General features: G+C 70.2%; 19 protein-coding genes. 6 read left to right on the top strand and 13 right to left on the bottom strand.

Annotated features, from left to right (window positions below; all coding sequences use genetic code 11):
- Window positions 1–84 precede the first annotated feature (84 nt).
- From PQV94_RS14205 to PQV94_RS14160, 10 genes are all read right to left on the bottom strand, one after another.
- On the bottom strand, window positions 85–1,671 hold the full coding sequence (locus tag PQV94_RS14205; RefSeq protein ID WP_274286418.1) for a chitinase: 1,587 nt from the start codon (window positions 1,669–1,671) through the stop codon (window positions 85–87).
- The gene (locus tag PQV94_RS14200; RefSeq protein ID WP_274286417.1) at window positions 1,668–4,007 is read right to left on the bottom strand and encodes a glycosyltransferase family 2 protein; all 2,340 of its coding nucleotides are present in this window, start codon (window positions 4,005–4,007) and stop codon (window positions 1,668–1,670) included. The genes PQV94_RS14205 and PQV94_RS14200 overlap by 4 nt, the downstream gene beginning before the upstream one ends.
- A 212-nt stretch (window positions 4,008–4,219) precedes the next feature.
- Window positions 4,220–4,678, bottom strand: coding sequence for a hypothetical protein (locus PQV94_RS14195; RefSeq protein WP_274286416.1), 459 nt, complete (start codon window positions 4,676–4,678; stop codon window positions 4,220–4,222).
- A 30-nt stretch (window positions 4,679–4,708) separates the two neighbouring features.
- Window positions 4,709–5,845, bottom strand: coding sequence for a glycerate kinase (locus tag PQV94_RS14190; protein ID WP_274286415.1), 1,137 nt, complete (start codon window positions 5,843–5,845; stop codon window positions 4,709–4,711).
- An 89-nt stretch (window positions 5,846–5,934) separates the two neighbouring features.
- Window positions 5,935–6,105, bottom strand: coding sequence for a CsbD family protein (locus tag PQV94_RS14185; RefSeq protein WP_137418157.1), 171 nt, complete (start codon window positions 6,103–6,105; stop codon window positions 5,935–5,937).
- 44 nt (window positions 6,106–6,149) lie between these two features.
- Entirely contained in the window at window positions 6,150–6,764 is a 615-nt protein-coding gene (locus PQV94_RS14180; protein WP_274286414.1) for a hypothetical protein, read from the bottom strand.
- Entirely contained in the window at window positions 6,764–7,336 is a 573-nt protein-coding gene (locus PQV94_RS14175; protein ID WP_274286413.1) for a DUF6286 domain-containing protein, read from the bottom strand. Before PQV94_RS14175 ends, PQV94_RS14180 begins: the two co-directional genes overlap by 1 nt.
- Window positions 7,333–7,713, bottom strand: coding sequence for a hypothetical protein (locus PQV94_RS14170; protein WP_274286412.1), 381 nt, complete (start codon window positions 7,711–7,713; stop codon window positions 7,333–7,335). Before PQV94_RS14170 ends, PQV94_RS14175 begins: the two co-directional genes overlap by 4 nt.
- A gap of 5 nt (window positions 7,714–7,718) precedes the next feature.
- The gene (locus tag PQV94_RS14165) at window positions 7,719–7,907 is read right to left on the bottom strand and encodes a DUF2273 domain-containing protein (RefSeq protein WP_274286411.1); all 189 of its coding nucleotides are present in this window, start codon (window positions 7,905–7,907) and stop codon (window positions 7,719–7,721) included.
- Window positions 7,904–8,374 carry an Asp23/Gls24 family envelope stress response protein gene (locus PQV94_RS14160; RefSeq protein ID WP_274286410.1) on the bottom strand — a complete coding sequence of 157 codons (471 nt, stop codon included), beginning with the start codon at window positions 8,372–8,374 and terminating at the stop codon, window positions 7,904–7,906. Before PQV94_RS14160 ends, PQV94_RS14165 begins: the two co-directional genes overlap by 4 nt.
- 145 nt (window positions 8,375–8,519) lie before the next feature.
- Between PQV94_RS14160 and PQV94_RS14155 the strand changes: the two genes are divergently transcribed.
- The 3 genes from PQV94_RS14155 to PQV94_RS14145 are packed head-to-tail and all read left to right on the top strand — an operon-like array spanning window position 8,520 to window position 9,963.
- On the top strand, window positions 8,520–9,089 hold the full coding sequence (locus PQV94_RS14155; protein WP_274286409.1) for an RNA polymerase sigma factor: 570 nt from the start codon (window positions 8,520–8,522) through the stop codon (window positions 9,087–9,089).
- Window positions 9,086–9,682: an Asp23/Gls24 family envelope stress response protein gene (locus PQV94_RS14150; protein ID WP_274286408.1), complete on the top strand. Its 597-nt coding sequence runs from the start codon at window positions 9,086–9,088 to the stop codon at window positions 9,680–9,682. The genes PQV94_RS14155 and PQV94_RS14150 overlap by 4 nt, the downstream gene beginning before the upstream one ends.
- Window positions 9,679–9,963 (top strand): hypothetical protein, encoded by a 285-nt coding sequence (locus PQV94_RS14145; protein ID WP_274286407.1) that lies wholly within the window; start codon window positions 9,679–9,681, stop codon window positions 9,961–9,963. Before PQV94_RS14150 ends, PQV94_RS14145 begins: the two co-directional genes overlap by 4 nt.
- A 22-nt stretch (window positions 9,964–9,985) precedes the next feature.
- Here PQV94_RS14145 and PQV94_RS14140 read toward each other — a convergent pair whose 3' ends face one another.
- From PQV94_RS14140 to PQV94_RS14130, 3 genes are read right to left on the bottom strand one after another with little or no spacing between them, the layout of a single operon-like run.
- Window positions 9,986–10,477, bottom strand: a complete 492-nt coding sequence (locus PQV94_RS14140; protein ID WP_274286406.1) for a metallophosphoesterase family protein — start codon at window positions 10,475–10,477, stop codon at window positions 9,986–9,988.
- On the bottom strand, window positions 10,474–11,145 hold the full coding sequence (locus PQV94_RS14135; protein ID WP_274286405.1) for an NUDIX domain-containing protein: 672 nt from the start codon (window positions 11,143–11,145) through the stop codon (window positions 10,474–10,476). Before PQV94_RS14135 ends, PQV94_RS14140 begins: the two co-directional genes overlap by 4 nt.
- The gene (locus PQV94_RS14130; protein ID WP_274286404.1) at window positions 11,142–11,543 is read right to left on the bottom strand and encodes a nitroreductase family deazaflavin-dependent oxidoreductase; all 402 of its coding nucleotides are present in this window, start codon (window positions 11,541–11,543) and stop codon (window positions 11,142–11,144) included. Before PQV94_RS14130 ends, PQV94_RS14135 begins: the two co-directional genes overlap by 4 nt.
- A 105-nt stretch (window positions 11,544–11,648) precedes the next feature.
- Between PQV94_RS14130 and PQV94_RS14125 the strand changes: the two genes are divergently transcribed.
- Genes PQV94_RS14125 through PQV94_RS14115 form a run of 3 tightly spaced genes read left to right on the top strand, consistent with a single transcriptional unit; the run spans window position 11,649 to window position 14,839 of the window.
- The gene (locus tag PQV94_RS14125; RefSeq protein WP_274286403.1) at window positions 11,649–12,152 is read left to right on the top strand and encodes a MarR family winged helix-turn-helix transcriptional regulator; all 504 of its coding nucleotides are present in this window, start codon (window positions 11,649–11,651) and stop codon (window positions 12,150–12,152) included.
- A 49-nt stretch (window positions 12,153–12,201) separates the two neighbouring features.
- A complete protein-coding gene (locus tag PQV94_RS14120; protein WP_274286402.1) occupies window positions 12,202–13,839 on the top strand; it encodes an FAD-dependent oxidoreductase in 1,638 nt (545 codons plus the stop codon).
- Window positions 13,840–13,876: 37 nt separating this feature from the next.
- Window positions 13,877–14,839 (top strand): Gfo/Idh/MocA family protein, encoded by a 963-nt coding sequence (locus PQV94_RS14115; RefSeq protein ID WP_274286401.1) that lies wholly within the window; start codon window positions 13,877–13,879, stop codon window positions 14,837–14,839.
- The last annotated feature ends 33 nt before the right edge of the window (window positions 14,840–14,872 follow it).

Here is a 14,872-nt window from a genome sequence, read left to right as displayed (position 1 = left end):
GGTCTCCTCTCGATCGGATCCAGCGGATGCCGGCACGCTACGCCGCCGTGCGTCCTTCCCGGCGGGGGTTGACGCGACAGCGAGTCACGGGCCGCCCTGGATGACCTGTTCGAGCTGCGCGATCGTCAGCGGCTGCCAGGGCGAGCCGTCCGCATCCGAGGCCTGGGCGGCGGGACTGTCGCCGCGTGTCCAGTATTTGGCCTCGTAGGGCACCTGCTGGAACATCACCCGCTGACCTTCCGTGTAGGTCGCCGCCGGATCCCAGTCCGGGTAGGTTCCCGCAGGCAGCGTCGGCTGCGGGTAGGGCGTCTCGCCCGGAAGCACCGGGCCGATCAGTCGCCACGGCCAAGAATTCGCATCCGCCAACGGGTTGTCCGGATCGTCGCCGCGCGTCCACCACTTCGCCTCGTACACGTTCTGGCGCCAGACGACCTTCGCGCCCGACAGGTAGGTGTTGGTCTCGCTCCAGATGGGATACGGGCTCGCCGCGGGGTCGTCGGTCACCGTGGGAACGGGCTCCGGCGTGGTGCGACGCCCCGCCGACTCGTCGGGTGCGGCCTCGAACCCCGGCTGGAGTGTCTCGGCGAAGGTCGCGTCCTGCTGATCGATGCCGCTGCAGTCATTGGAGACGACCGAGGTGTCGGCATAGTTCGTGCCGCAGGTGCGGTCACGATTCAGCGACCACATCGACAGCCGTGACATCCGCTGCTGCTGCGCGAAGGCGTTCAGTGCCGCCGCGTCGTCGAGGGTGAAGACCTCACCGGCGACGTCGTTCTGCCCGATCATGGGCGTCGCGGCGAGCTTGCCCCAGAGCGTGGGTGCCGTCAGCGGCGTCCCCGCGTCCTCGTAGAGTGCGCCGAGCTGCGTGTGCGTCGCGCGCAACGCGTCGATGGCGGTATCGGCCATGGTCTGCGCGCCGAGGTCCACGCCGTAGTCCATCGTCATGACGTTCACCCCGGTCAGGTCCACGCCGGACTCCAGCATCTGTGCGATGGCCGTGCGCGCGGAAGCGGTCAGCCCGTCGGGCGCGACCGGGAGCGTCAGCCACACGGCGAGCTCCTCGCCCGCCGCCCGCCGCTCGCGCTGCAGGTCGGCGATCGCGACGGCACGACGCAGACCCGAGACCGGGTCCTCGAGGTTCTGCCCCTCGACATCGAGATCGATCGTCGACACGTCGTAACGGTCGATGACGCTGCGGTACGCCTGTCCGAGAGCGTCCTCGTCGGTGCATGCGCCCGCGAGCTCGGTGCCGGACGCCCCGCCGAAGGACAGCACGACATCGCCGCCGCTGTCGCGCAATCGCGCGATGCGTCGGTCGAGATCGACGTCGCGGGCAGCCTCCTCGAGGTCGTAGTACCCGCCCCAGGAGGGCGTGCACGAATCTGCCGCGGCCGCTACCACGAACGAGAGGACGACGTCGCGGTCAGCGTGGTTCTCGGGCTTCTCGAACGCGAAGAACGGTGTGGTCGTGACGTCGACATAGGGGGCGAACCAGGCAGCGCCCGTGACCGCGCGCACCTGGTCCACGACCAGCAGGCGGTAGCCGAAGAGCGAACCCGCGACGATGGCGACGAGGATGGCCAACCCCAGCGCGACCCGCCAGGGTGAGAGACGTTTGCCCTCGTACGGGCCAGGTGCGGGCGGTGCGGTGTAGGCGACGCGGGTGTTCATGCGCCGGAGCCCGGCGCGCTCGACGCCCCGATCGCGCGCGAGGGCGCCGCCTCGACGACGGCGGATGCGGCGGGCCGAGAGGTGCGGCGGATCGGATCGCCGGCTGCGGGGTAGCCGTGGAACAGTGCGTCCTGCCAGTCGAATCCGGGCTCGCCGGGTGCGGCGCGATGCGTGGTCTCGCCCGGGACGGGAACCCACATCCAGTTGGTCAGGCCCATCCACACATCGACGATCGAGTTGCGAATGCCGATGTTCTCGACGCATGCCCAGAGGGCGCAGAGCGCGTTGAGCGTGCCGAAGAAGAACGTGCCCCAGTTCTGGGCGTTGAAGCTCCACCAGGCGGTGAAGATCGAGAACGCGACGATCGCCCAGGGCGCCACGACGTAGAGCAGGGTCGTGGCGGTGCGCTCGCGCACCTTCGGTGTGCGTGCGAACGGGATCTTGCGGCCGGTCAGGCCCTGCTCGATCGACTTCAGCACGCCGGCGAGGTTGACCGGCAGCAGGATCAGATTGAAGCCGTAGATGCGAAGGATGTCGAGGTACCGGTAGCCGGAGTACTTCAGATCGCTCGCCTGGCACAGGAAGTACGGCGCCGCCGCGACCAGGACGAGCGGGCTCAGCAGGTTGCTGTCGAACGGGAAGGTGAGCAGGAGAAGCAGGGCGAAGCTGGCCCACGCGAGCGAGGCCATGTAGTTCACGCGGATCATCCACTCGCCCAGGCGCACCGGGCGCGAACTGCGCCTGCGGGCGCGCACCTGACGCAGGAACTTCGGCAGGATGAGCAGGCCGCCGTTCGCCCAGCGTCGGCGCTGCACCACGAGGGAGCCGAAGTCGGGTGGGGTGGCCGAGTAGCTGAGTCGCTCGGGGTAGTTCACGAGCGTCCAGTTGTGATCGGCGAGATCCACCGAGGACTCGGTGTCCTCGATCACGGTGCGGTCCTGCACGTAGCGGCGCACCTCGAAGCCGTCGACATCGTCGATCTGCATGATGTCGTCCATCGCCTCCATACGGATGACGGCATTGGCCCCGACCCAGAAGGTGGCGTCGTAGCCCGACATGCCCTGATGGAGGATGTGCTGGATGTCCGTCGTCGCCCCCGCCAGGCGTTCGATGCGCGTCGGGGCGCCCCGGAACGACGAGTACGGGGTCTGGGTGACCGCGACGCGTTCGTTGCCGGGCTGCTCGAGGAAGTAGACCAAACGCAGGCAGTAGTCGCGCAGCAGGAGCGAGTCGGCGTCGAGGGTGAGCAGGTAGTCGGAGTTGGGGATGACGAGATCCGCCTCCTGCCCGGCACCGGCGACCAGACGCAGCGCGGTCTTTCGGCCGGGGCCTTCTACGAACCGGTAGCGACCGCCCATCAGGCCGATGTAGGCGTTGAGGTTCATCGCCTTGTTCGCCTCGCTGGACAGCGAGGCGTAGCGCTTACGTTCGAACGTTCCCACATCCACCGAGAAGATCCACACCAGGCGTCGGTGCAGCTCGTGCAGACGCTGGTGAGAGAGCTCGGTCCCGGATTCGGCCGCGGACTCGAGCGCCGATGCCGTGAGATCCAGGTCGTCGGCGAGCCCGCGGACCACCTGCTCGATGAAGAAGGTGTCGACGTGGTCCTCGTGCGGTTCGGAGTCCGCCATGTCGTTCAGCCAGGCGACCGCGTAGCGATACTCGTCACGCAGCGAGAGGATCTCCGCCTCGCCGACGCCGCTGGTCGCGGCACGTTGTTCGAAGTCGAACAGCGCTTCTGTGAAGCGGTACGAGGGCTCGGCCAGGTCCTCCGCGATTCCGAGAGCGATCTGGCGCGTCGCCTCCAGGCGGGCGAGCGTGTGCGGATCCGTGGGGAACGGAGGGTCATCGAGCAGCAGCACGACTCGCAGCGAGGGATACTCCTGCAGCGCCGCTGACCACATGGTCTTGCGGATGACCGAGGGCTCCTCGGCGTACGAGGGGATGAGGACCGTCATGCCCTCGCCGTGCTCATCGTCGAAGTGGCGGTCGAGTTCCGCGCGCGGTACCCGCTCGTGATCGCGGAACCGCCTGAGCGCGGCCTCGCGCTGCACGAGGAACATCAGCGCCGAGAAGCTCAGCGCGGTGATGACGAGAGCGTAGATGCAGGCCTCGATCGTGGGCCAGATGTGCTCACCGTCGTAGGCGAAGATCTGACGCAGGGCCGTGGTGAGCATGTACGCGGCCCACCCGGCGACCGTGATCGCGATGGCGACGCGCGCCCACACGATCTTCGCGGCCGAGGGACGCGGGTGGAGGGTAGGCAACGGCTCGCGGCGTCGTTCGGATCCCCATTGCCGCTTGCGTGCGCTTGGAAGCGCAGGAGTCTTCCCCATCTTGTCTCCTGCCGAGGGAGCGGTGAGCGCCCACGCCTTCGGGTGACGGGGCGCTCACCGAGAGCAGCGGAGTGCTGCTGGAGCTACGGTACGAGAGCGGTTTCAGCTGCGACGCGCGTCCGGGCGAATTCGGGCGGAACGGCCCGAATCTTCAGGTGGGATTGCGGATCTTGCGCATTCCTTGCGCATTCCTTGCGGTTCGGCGCTTCCCCTCAGACGCGACCGAGTCGCAGGATGTCGATTCCGAGCCATCCCAGCGCACGCAGACGGCGGCGGTCTGCCCGGTCACGCGTCGTGGCCAGCGACGGCGCGGTGCTCACCACGATCTGATGGACGAGCTCGGCGCTCAACAGCCGTGCCAGCGTGCGCGGCGCCACCGAGTTCGCGCCGCCCACGATGAGACAGATCCGCGGTGCGTCCTCGACGAGCTGCGCGTCGATACGGGAGAAGAACTCCTGCGCACGGTGCAGGGTCGAACCGTGCGCCTTGCGGTCGATGATGACGACGCCGAGGTCGGCGAGGCGATCGCCGACGCCGGGCAGCACGAGCTGGTCGGGGGTGATGACGCGCCGGATGCCGGTGATCAGCGCCTCCGCATCGCCGTCGATGAGCACGCGGGCGCTACGAAGGTCCTGCTCGACCCGCCGACGCAGTCGCGCGTGAAGGCTCATCATGCGCTCCTCGCCTCGCAGGTACCGTCCCTACACGCTATCGCGGTCCGTGTGCTTCCGGGCGAGGCGGGCGCCCGCTTCGCGGAGCCATCGTCGCGGATCCGACAGGGCCGCTGCGGGGGAGCCCGACATCTCGGTCAGCGAGATGTCATCCACCCCTGCGGGCACGCCGAAGCGGCCCGCGACGACGCTCACCGGTACGCCCCGGGCCTCGGCGTAGGTGCGGACCACGCCGGGCGCCTTGCCCAGCAGAGATTGAGAGTCGTAGGACCCCTCGCCCGTGATCACTCGCGCCGCATCCACGAGAGCCGCGTCGAGGCCGATCGTCTCGGCGACCGCGTCCGCCCCCGACGCGAGCTGCGCACCCCAGACCAGCAGCCCGAATCCGCATCCGCCGGCAGCTCCCGCTCCCGGCACGTCCGAGGCCACGCCTACGACCCGGGCCCAGCGTGCCAGGGCGTTCTCGATTCGGTCGACCTGAGCGGGGTCCGCTCCCTTCTGCGGCCCGAACACGCGCGCGGCGCCCTCGGGGCCCAGGAGCGAGGCGCGGACGTCGGAGAGCACGAGGACGCCGTCGCCCGGCGGTGGGATGAGGTCTGTGCCATCGAAGGATGCGGCGCGTGCGAGTCCCGCGGCGCCGGCGGACACGCGGTGGCCCCGGTCATCGCGGATCATGGCACCGAGTGCGGTGAGAACCCCCGCCCCGCCGTCGCTGGACACGCTGCCGCCGATGCCGAGCAGCAGGCGGGTGGCTCCGGCCGCGAGTGCAGCGCGGATGGCTTCGCCGAACCCGAGGGTGTGCGTCGCCAGTGGGTCGACCGTCTCGTCGGTGCCGACGAGCTCGATGCCCGAGGTGCACGCCAACTCGACCACGGCGGTGCGGGGCCGATCTCCGGGCAGCATCAGCCAGTGGGAGGCGATCCGTCGCCCGGTCGGTCCGGTGACGGTGACGGGCACCCGTCGAGAGTCCGGGATCGCCGCGGCGAACGCCTTCAAGGTGCCTTCGCCCCCGTCCGCCATCGGTCGCAGCAGCAGTTCGTCGTCGGGGCGCACGCCGCGCCATCCGTCGGCCAGGGCGCGAGCCGCTCTCGTCGCGTCGAGTGATCCCTTGAAACTGTCGGGCGCGAAGACGATCCGCGAGGGTGGGAGGGAGGCACGGGCTGGCACCCGTCGATCGTCGCAGCCGAAGCGCGGCAGCGGTATCCCCGCGCACATGTGCCCCGCGACCGAGGGCCGCGGGGCACATGTGTTCCGGCTTACTTGAGAGCGTCCTTGACGTTCTCGCCGGCCTGCTTGAGGTCGGACTTCGCCTGCTCGGCCTTGCCCTCGGCCTCGAGCTTCTCGTTGCCCGTGACCTTGCCGGCGGCTTCCTTGGCCTTGCCGACCAGGTCCTCAGCTGCGTTCTTGATCTTGTCGTCGAGTCCCATGAGGGTTCCTTTCTCTTCTTTCGGATGACCCGCGCGGTGCGCGGTCACGTGAGGGGGCGCCGGTCTGTGGCGAGACGTGCCCGCAGACCTGCGTGAAGTGAGATGTACGTGCGTGTGGGGCGCTCCAGTAGCGCGTCGAGACGGGCGCCGACGGCTGTCACATGGTCGGCGATCTCGCGCGGTGACGCGTGAGGGCGGGGGGTCACGGCCACGTGGAGCACGGGTGCGTGGAGCACGTCGTCTGCCACGACGCGCGCCGAGAGGATGTCGGCGCGCCGCGCCAGCGACGAGGTGACCGAGTCGGAGGCGAAGCCCTCCCGGATGACGACGCGGCCGGGCGTCGCATCCGTCTCGGCGCTGCGCAGCACGGTGCGCGAGCGTCGGTGCGACAGCAGAGCGACCGGGATCAGCAGCAGCACGATAAGGATCACGGCGATCGCGATCACGCCGAGCCCGGCCCACGACATCGGACCCGCGCCGACGAGAGTCGCGGCGTGTGCGGCATCCGCGGCGCCGGCGGCATCGGTCAGGGTCTGCTCCCACATCCGATGGGCCTCGTCCCAGACGGAGGCGCATACGACGGCTGCTCCCGCGGCGAGGGCGATGAGGCCCGCGACCAAGACGAGTGCGCGGTTGAGGCCGCGGCGGGTGGTGTTCATCAGTCCTCCTTCTTGTCCAGCCGGCGGTGCACGCTCAGCGCGACCGGCGGGCTCAGCCGGTATGTGGCGAGCTCGGCCTCGGATGCGGCGCGCACCTCGTCGAGATCGATGTCCAGACCCGTCTCGGGGCGGACGGTGACATCGACGCGGCGGTGTCCGACGCCGACGGTGAGGCGGCGCCGATCCATCCCGAGGGCATCGCTCAGATGCTGGGCGAGCGCAGCAGCGATCACGGCGTTGTCGACGACGACGATCGTGCCGTCGGCGGCGCTCATGGTGTGCTTCGCCAGGCGCCCGGGTGTGACGGCGATCACCACGAGCACCACGCCCGCCAGCGCCAGGGCGGCGCCGACCGCGGTCATGGCAGCGCCGGACGCCGTCGAGATGCCGCGCAGGAGATCTGCCGGGGCCGCGATGAGCGGGGGTGCGTCCGCCATGACCAGCACGGTCTCGGTCGCGAGGTAGGCGATCAGCGCGATCAGAAGGATGACGGCGACGACCATGGCCGTCGACCGCGGCGAATGGGTCTCGCGCCGTTGCACGCGCGCGAGGGTGCGATCGGCAGCGCTCATCTCACCCTCCTCCTCTCCTCGATGCGGGCGCCGGTGATCGTGAGGTCGACGCGGCGCACGTCACGGCCGGTGAGAGCCGCGACGTCAGTGCGGATCTGCTCGCGGATGCGGTGTGCGCGAGCGGTGACGGTCTCGGAATCGGCCGACCGAGCCTCATCCGACAGATCCGGGATGGGAAGCGGCGCCTCGACCCGGATTGCCAATGCTCCGGCGGCCGCACCGAGGCGGACCGTGACCTCGCGCCGCGGGATCCCGACGGCGCGCGCCGCCGCCTGCTCGCACACGGCGACGAGGGCCCGCTCGGCCACGAGCGTCCGGCCCGGCAGGACCGTCTCGGCGGCGGGCGTCATCCCGCCGCCGAGCGCGGACCAGGTCACGGTGCTCATGATGTGCGGCGGCCGGAGAACACGTTGGCGAGCGCGCGAAGGTCGAGCGATCCCGACATGACGCGGCCGACGAGCGCTCCGACGCCCATGAACAGGGCGACCAGGAGGAACCCCCAGAAGCCGAACAGCAGGGCGGACACGGCGAGCACCGCACCCACGAGCGCTCCGCTCACCGCGGCGCTCATGCGACGCGCGCCTCGGCGTCGTCGTCGGTGTCGTCACCGGGAAGGTGCACGTCGTTGACCTCGACGTTGACCTCGACGACCTCGAGGCCGACCAGGCGGGAGATCGCACCGGCCACGGCTGCCCGGACACCGGCGGCGACCTCCTGGATGGGGGCGGGGTACTCCACGACGATCGTCAGATCGGCTGCGGCCTGCGTCTCGCCGACCTCGACCTTCACACCCTGAGTCAGGTCGGTGGCGTTGATGGCGTCGCGGATCATCCCCAGAGCGCGGGCTCCGCCGCCGCCGAGCGCGTAGACGCCGGGAACCTCCCGAGCCGCGATGCCTGCGACCTTGGCGACCACGCCATCGGCGATGACCGTGCGTCCTGCGGCCGCGACCGTCGGGGCGGCTCCGGTCGTTCCGGCGGCGCCGCGGTCGACGCGGGCAGGGGCGACGGCGGGAGTGGTCTTCTGCTCAGTGGCCATGATGTGCTCCTTTATCTCGTTTGCCAGGGCGGTGACAAGAGCGCCGGACGCTTCTCGTCGTCGGCGCTAACTTCGCCCTACTGACATGAGGCACCTACCCGCCGGATCGTCACGAAAAAGTTCTGACGGATTTTCGGAGAGGCCGATGGCGGAGCCTGAAACGGGGTCGAGGGATCTCGCAGCGCTGTCAGACCGCATCCTCGTGGAGCGGGCGGTCGATGACGACGTCGCAGCGTTCGCCGAGATCGTGCGCCGGCACAGCCCGCTCATGCGCGCCTACATCGCGCGCATGCTCCGCTCGCAGGCCGACGCCGACGACGTCGTGCAGGATGCCTTCGTCGTCGCCTGGCGACAGCTGCCCACCCTGCGCGACGGCGCGTCGGTCAAGGCCTGGTTGCTGCGCATCGCGTCGAGGGAAGCACTTCGGGTCCTCCGTCGCTCGGCCAAGGAGACGCCGTTCGAGGACTGGGAGCCGTCCACACCGGAGAGCACCAGGCCCGAGCACGTCGCCGAACGCAACGCTAGACTCACGGCACTCGCGGCGGCGCTGGAACGGCTCCCGGAGGCGCAGCGACGGACCTGGCTGCTCAGGGAGGCTGCGGGGCTCGGCTACTCCGAGATCGCGGAGGAGCTGGACGTGCCGGTGAGCACCGTGCGAGGCAACCTCGCCCGCGCGAGAGCGAGCATCATGATCGGGATGGAGGGATGGCGATGACCGCATCGAACGCCTCATCCGACGTCCTCGACTGCGGGCGCACGATCCAGGAGCTGAGCGAGTATCTGGAGGCGGGGCGCTCGCCGCGCGACGCCGAGATCGAACAGTGCCCGGAGTGCCTGAACGCACTCGAGTCCCTCTCCCGCGTCAGCGACCTCTCCCGCGATCTCTTCGCCGCCGACGCCGCCTCGCTGCCGGAGCCGTCGGCGGGATGGTTCGGCGGGATCCTCGACCAGGTCGCGGCGGAGCTGCGGTCGGGGCGTGATCTGCCGGTGCGCCACCCCGACCCGAGGGTGCGGATCACGGTCGCCGAGGGCGCGGTACGCACCCTGCTGAGATCGGCCGCCGACGAGCTGGACGGGGTGTTCATCGGACGCACGCGCATCATCGGCGACGTCGAGGAGCTCGGCGCGCCCGTGACGATCGATGTCACCGCATCCATCGCGTGGGATCTCGATGCGCGCGCCGTGGCCGACGACGTGCGCCGCCGCATCGCGGATGTCGTGGCGCGGCACACCGATCTCGAGGTGGCCGCGATCGACGTCACGATCGAGGACGTCCATGCTCCCCAGCCGCGAAGGGACGCGTCATGAACCTGCCCTCTGCGCCGCGCGACGCGGTGACCGATCTCGTCCTCGATGCTCCCGGCGTCGCCGCGGTCTTCCCGCCGCGCGTCGCGGATGCGGTGGCGGGCGCCCTCGGCTCCGTCGCTCCGCTCGTGACGGGGGATGCGGCCGCGGAGACCGTCCAGGTGCGGATCGCCGCGGACGCGGCCGGGCGTGCGGCCGACACGGGCCGCGAGGTCGCCGATCTCCTGCTGGCACGTTTCCCGGAGGCGGATCTCATTCGGGTGCAGGTCGATCGCATCCAGTGACGGGGTGAGCGCGCCGCACGGCTCAGAGCGTCACGAGCGTCGCCTCGATGCGGGTGTCGTCGATCGTGACCCTCATGCAGGTGTGGTGGGGCTGTCGGCGCCGGTCGGTCGGGGATCCTGGATTCAGCAGGCGCATGCCCCGGGGAGTGCGGGTGTCCCACGGGATGTGGCTGTGTCCGAACACGAGCAGATCGGTCTCAGGGTAAGCCGCATCCATCCGACGCTCCCTGGAGGGTGCGTCGCCCGTCTCGTGCACGACACTCATCCGCACGCCCTCGATCCGACGGTGCGCGACCAGCGGCAGTCGCGCGCGGAGGTCTGCGCCGTCGTTGTTCCCGTACACGCCGACGACCTCGCCGTGCTGCGCAATGTCATCCAGCACGGAGTCGACCACCCAGTCGCCGGCGTGCACGATGAGATCGGCCTCATCCGCGAGCCGGCGCACCTCATCCGGGAGCGTGCGCCGACGCGCAGGGATGTGGGTGTCGGAGATCAGCAGCAGCCGCGTCGTCACGTGCGGGCCGCCGAGAACGGGCCGCGCAGCGCCGCCCACTGCAGCAGCATGATCGTCTTCGCGTCGACGATATCGACGCCGATGCGCTCGAGAGCGTCGTCGAACCCGAGCTCGAGCACCTCGATGTCCTCGCCCTCGTCCGCGAGTCCCGCTCGCGCGCCCGACACGACATCACCGCGGCGGTAGGGCGCGGCGAAGAAATGCAGCCGTTCGGTGACAGAGCCGGGGCTCATATAGACATCGAAGACGTGCTCCACGTCGCCGACCGGACGCCCGGTCTCCTCTTCGGCCTCACGTCGGATGGCGGCCTCGGGAGCGTCGTCGTCGAGCAGGCCGGCCGCGGCCTCGATGAGCATGCCATCGGGATGCCGGTTGACGTAGACCGGGTAGCGGAACTGACGCGTCAGCAGCACGGTGCGCGCCTCGGCGTCGTAGAGCAGGATGCACGCTCCGTCTCCGCGGTCGTAGGTCTCGCGGTGCTCGGTGGTCCACGTGCCGTCCGAGTGCTGGAAGTCGAAGGTCGTCGTGCGCGTCACGAACCAGTTCGAGGTGAGCACGCGGACCTCGCGCACCCGCACCCGGGGATTGCCGTGCAGATCGAGCCCTGCGCGGTCGAGACCCGTGCGCCCACGCGCATCGGGGACGTCGACACCGGGCTGATGAGTCATCGGCGTTCCAGACGGACGACCGGGATGGTGCGCGTCGTGCGACGCTCGTAGTCGCCGAAACCGGGGCTGGCTTCGAGGAAGCGCTGCCACGCCGCATCCCGCTCGGACGGCTCGAGCACCCGCGCCGTGACCGGCACCTCGCCCGACGGCGTCTCGATCATCACGTCGGGATACGCGCGGAGGTTGTGGAACCAGGCCGGGTTGTCTGCGGCGCCCGCCTTCGACGCGGCGATCAGCCAGGCATCCTCTCCGTCCGGCAGCGCCATGAGCGGGGCGATGCGCTCGACCCCGCTGCGGGCGCCGACGTGGTGCAGCAGGATCAGGGCATCGCCGAAGTTCTCCACCCGACCGCCGTTTCGCCGGAACTCGGCGATCACGTGATCGTTGTACGAGGTCATGGGTGTGCTCCGTCCGCCGGTGGGTCAGCCGCTTCGATCCTCGCACCCCGGGCGGAGGATGGGGCAACCGGCCCGCATAGGGTCCGCGCACGCTACCGTCGTCGTGTGAGCGATGACCGTCGAGACGACGAGGTCGATCTGCTGATCGACGCGTGGGCGCAGCGCCTGCCCGACGTCGACCTCACGCCCCTCGATGTGATGTCGCGGCTGCGCCGGGCGGCGATCCGCCTGGATCGCCTGCGGGCGGCCGCGTTCGCGACGGCGGGCCTCGCCTCATGGGAGTTCGACGTGCTCGCCGCGTTGCGCCGGGCCGATCCGCCACACCGGCTGAGCCCCGCGCAGCTGATCGAGCGGACCATGATCACGAGCGCGACGATGTCGCATCGGCTCGCGAATCTGTCGACGCGGGGGCTCGTGCTGCGAAAGCGCAACCCCTCCGACGGACGGAGCGTCTACATCCTGCTGACAGACGAGGGCATCAGGGTCGTGGATGCGGCCATGACGGAGCTCGTGAGGCGGGAGGCCGAGGTGCTGGCGGGGTCGGATCGTGCCGACATCGCCGCCCTCACGCGAGCATTACGCCCGCTCATGGGTCCCGAACGCGGGTGACGCGCCCGTCGAGTTGTGACGGGGCGGTGTGACGAGGAAAATCCCGCGTATGAGCCACGAGACCGTCGCCGCGCCGACTCGTCCCTCCGACCTGACCGACGCCCAGTGGGAGCGGCTGTGCTCGTACGGCACGCCCGAGGAGGTCGCCGCCGGAGACTACGTGTTCCGCTCCGGCGATCACGACTACGACATGATCCTCGTCGACACCGCCGAGGTCGAGATTGTCCGCGATGGGCTGGGCTGGGTCGACGAGGTGGTGCTCACCCGCATGGGTGCGCGCACGTTCGCGGGGGAGCTCAGCCTGCTCAACGGGCAAGGGGCGTTCCTGTCCGCGCGTGTGGCCGAGCCCGGTCGCATCCTGCGCGTGCCGCGCGCGCAGCTGCGCCGGCTGATGGCGGAGGACGACGAGCTCTGCGATCTGATCCTGCACGCCCTGTGGGACAGGCGGGAGTCGCTGCGTGCGGGCCCCGCCGCTCTCACGCTCAAGTTCGTCGGCCTGCACGGATCGCGGGAGTTCCTCGCGCTCGACCGGTTCGCCGAACGACTCGACCTCGTGCACACCTCCGTCGAGGTGGATCCCGACGACATGGGTGTGCACGCAGAACACGGCGTGCGCATCGAGGACCTGCCGATCGCCTACATCCAGGGGGAGCCGATCACCCGGGCGACACCGGGCGTCGTCGCCGACCGGCTGGGACTCAGCTACCAGGCCGAAACGGATGCGGCCGTCGACCTCGTGGTGATCGGCGGCGGTCCCGCGGGGCTCGCCGCCGCGATCTACGGTGCGTCGGAGGGCCTGAACACGGTGCTCTTGGATGCCGTCGCTCCGGGTGGTCAGGCCGCCGCGACCTCTCGCATCGAGAACTTCCTGGGCTTCCCGTTCGGCGTGAGCGGCGGCCAGCTCATCGGCCAGGCCACGCTGCAGGCCCTCAAGTTCGGGGTGCGGGTCTACGCCCCGTGCGAAGCCGTCGCGATCGCCGAGCTTCCCGAAGGGCTGGAGGTCACCCTCGCGGACGGGCGTCTCATCCGCACCCGCACCGCCATCGTCACCTCCGGCGCCGCCTACCGCCGGCTGAACATCGACGGGTGGTCGCGGTTCGAGGGCTCCAGCATCTACTACGCGGCCACGCCGCTCGAGCTGCACCAGGTCTCCGGAGCGCCCTCCGTCGTGGTCGGGGGTGCGAACTCCGCAGGGCAGGCCGCCCTCTATCTCTCCGGCAACGGCTGCCCCGTGCACCTCGTGGTGCGGGGGACGGACTTGCGCCAGCGCATGTCGAGCTACCTCGTGGACCGGCTGCTGGAGAGCCCGGGCGTCCGCATCCACACGGCCGCCAACGTGACGGCGCTGGACGGCGACGGCGTTCTGGAGCGCGTGCGAATCGACACCGTCGGCGACGTCGACGCCCGCGGGCTCTTCTGCTTCATCGGTGCCGAGCCCGCCACATCCTGGCTCGGATCGCTCGACCGCGACGACCACGGGTTCCTGCGCACCGGCACCGACGTCACGGTGCAGTCGATCTCGCGCTGGCAGCAGCTCGGACGCGAGCCGTTGCCGTTCGAGACCTCGCTGCCACGACTGTTCGCCGCCGGCGACGTGCGACGCGGATCCATGAAGCGGGTGGCTGCGGCTGTCGGGGAGGGATCCAGCGCCGTCGCATCCGTGCACCGCGCGCTCGCGCTCGCCTGAGCACCGTCGCACTCATGGCCCCGCCTACGCTGGTGCGATGATCAACGTCGCCACGATCGGCTCCAGCATCATCACCGAGGCCTTCGCGCGTGCGGTCGCCCAGGTCGAGGGCATCTCGCTGCACACGGCGACCTCGCGCGACGCAGCGCGTGCGGCCGAGATCGCCCGGCGCATCGGTGCCCCGCACGCCGCATCCGATCTGGACGCGGTGCTCGCCGATCCGGCGATCGACGCGGTGTACGTCGGCTCGCCCAACTCGGTGCACGCCGAACAGATCCGGGCCGCGCTCGCCGCCGGCAAGCACGTCTTCGTCGAGAAGCCCGCGGTCTCGTCCGAGCAGGAATGGGTCGCGCTCGCTGAGGCGGCGACCGAGCGCGGTGTGATCCTCATGGAGGGGATGCGGCTGGCCTATGACCCAGGGATCGGCGTCGTTCGCGATCTACTCCCGACGCTCGGGGTGCTGCGTCGGGCGTCCCTGCACTACGGCAAGCGCTCCTCCCGCTACGACGACGTGCTGGCCGGGCGCCGGGTCAACATCTTCGACCCCGAGATGGGCGGCGGTGCCCTCGCGGATCTCGGCGTGTACCCCGTGCACGCGGCCGTGCTGCTGTTCGGCCGTCCCGATTCCGTGCGTGCGCTGGATGTGCCGATCGCGAGCGGCGCGGACGGTGCGGGCGTCGCCCTGCTCGGCTACCCGAGTCTCGTCGTGGACGTGTCGTACTCGAAGATCACGAACGCCGGGCGTGTGAGCGAGATCGAGGGGGAGCAGGCCACCCTGTCGATCGACGACCTCGTGAGTCCGCGCCGCGTGGTGCGCCACGCCGTCGACGGCGATCGGGAGGCCGTCGAGATCCCCGATGAGCGCCACTCGCTGCGCGGCGAGGTGGAGCGGTTCGTCGCGCTCGTCGAGGCGGGCGGGACCGCAGCGGCCGAGGATCAGGAGCGCACCCGTCTCACGCTGGAGACGATGGCCCGCATCCGCGCCGCCCTCTCTCGCTGACGTGCGAGCAGGGGTGGGAGACGGAACAAGCGG

Origin of the sequence: Microbacterium sp. Clip185 (assembly GCF_028743715.1) — a bacterium.
Taxonomy (GTDB): domain Bacteria; phylum Actinomycetota; class Actinomycetes; order Actinomycetales; family Microbacteriaceae; genus Microbacterium.
Note: the sequence above shows the minus strand (reverse complement) of the source record. Positions and strands in the feature narration are given on the sequence as shown.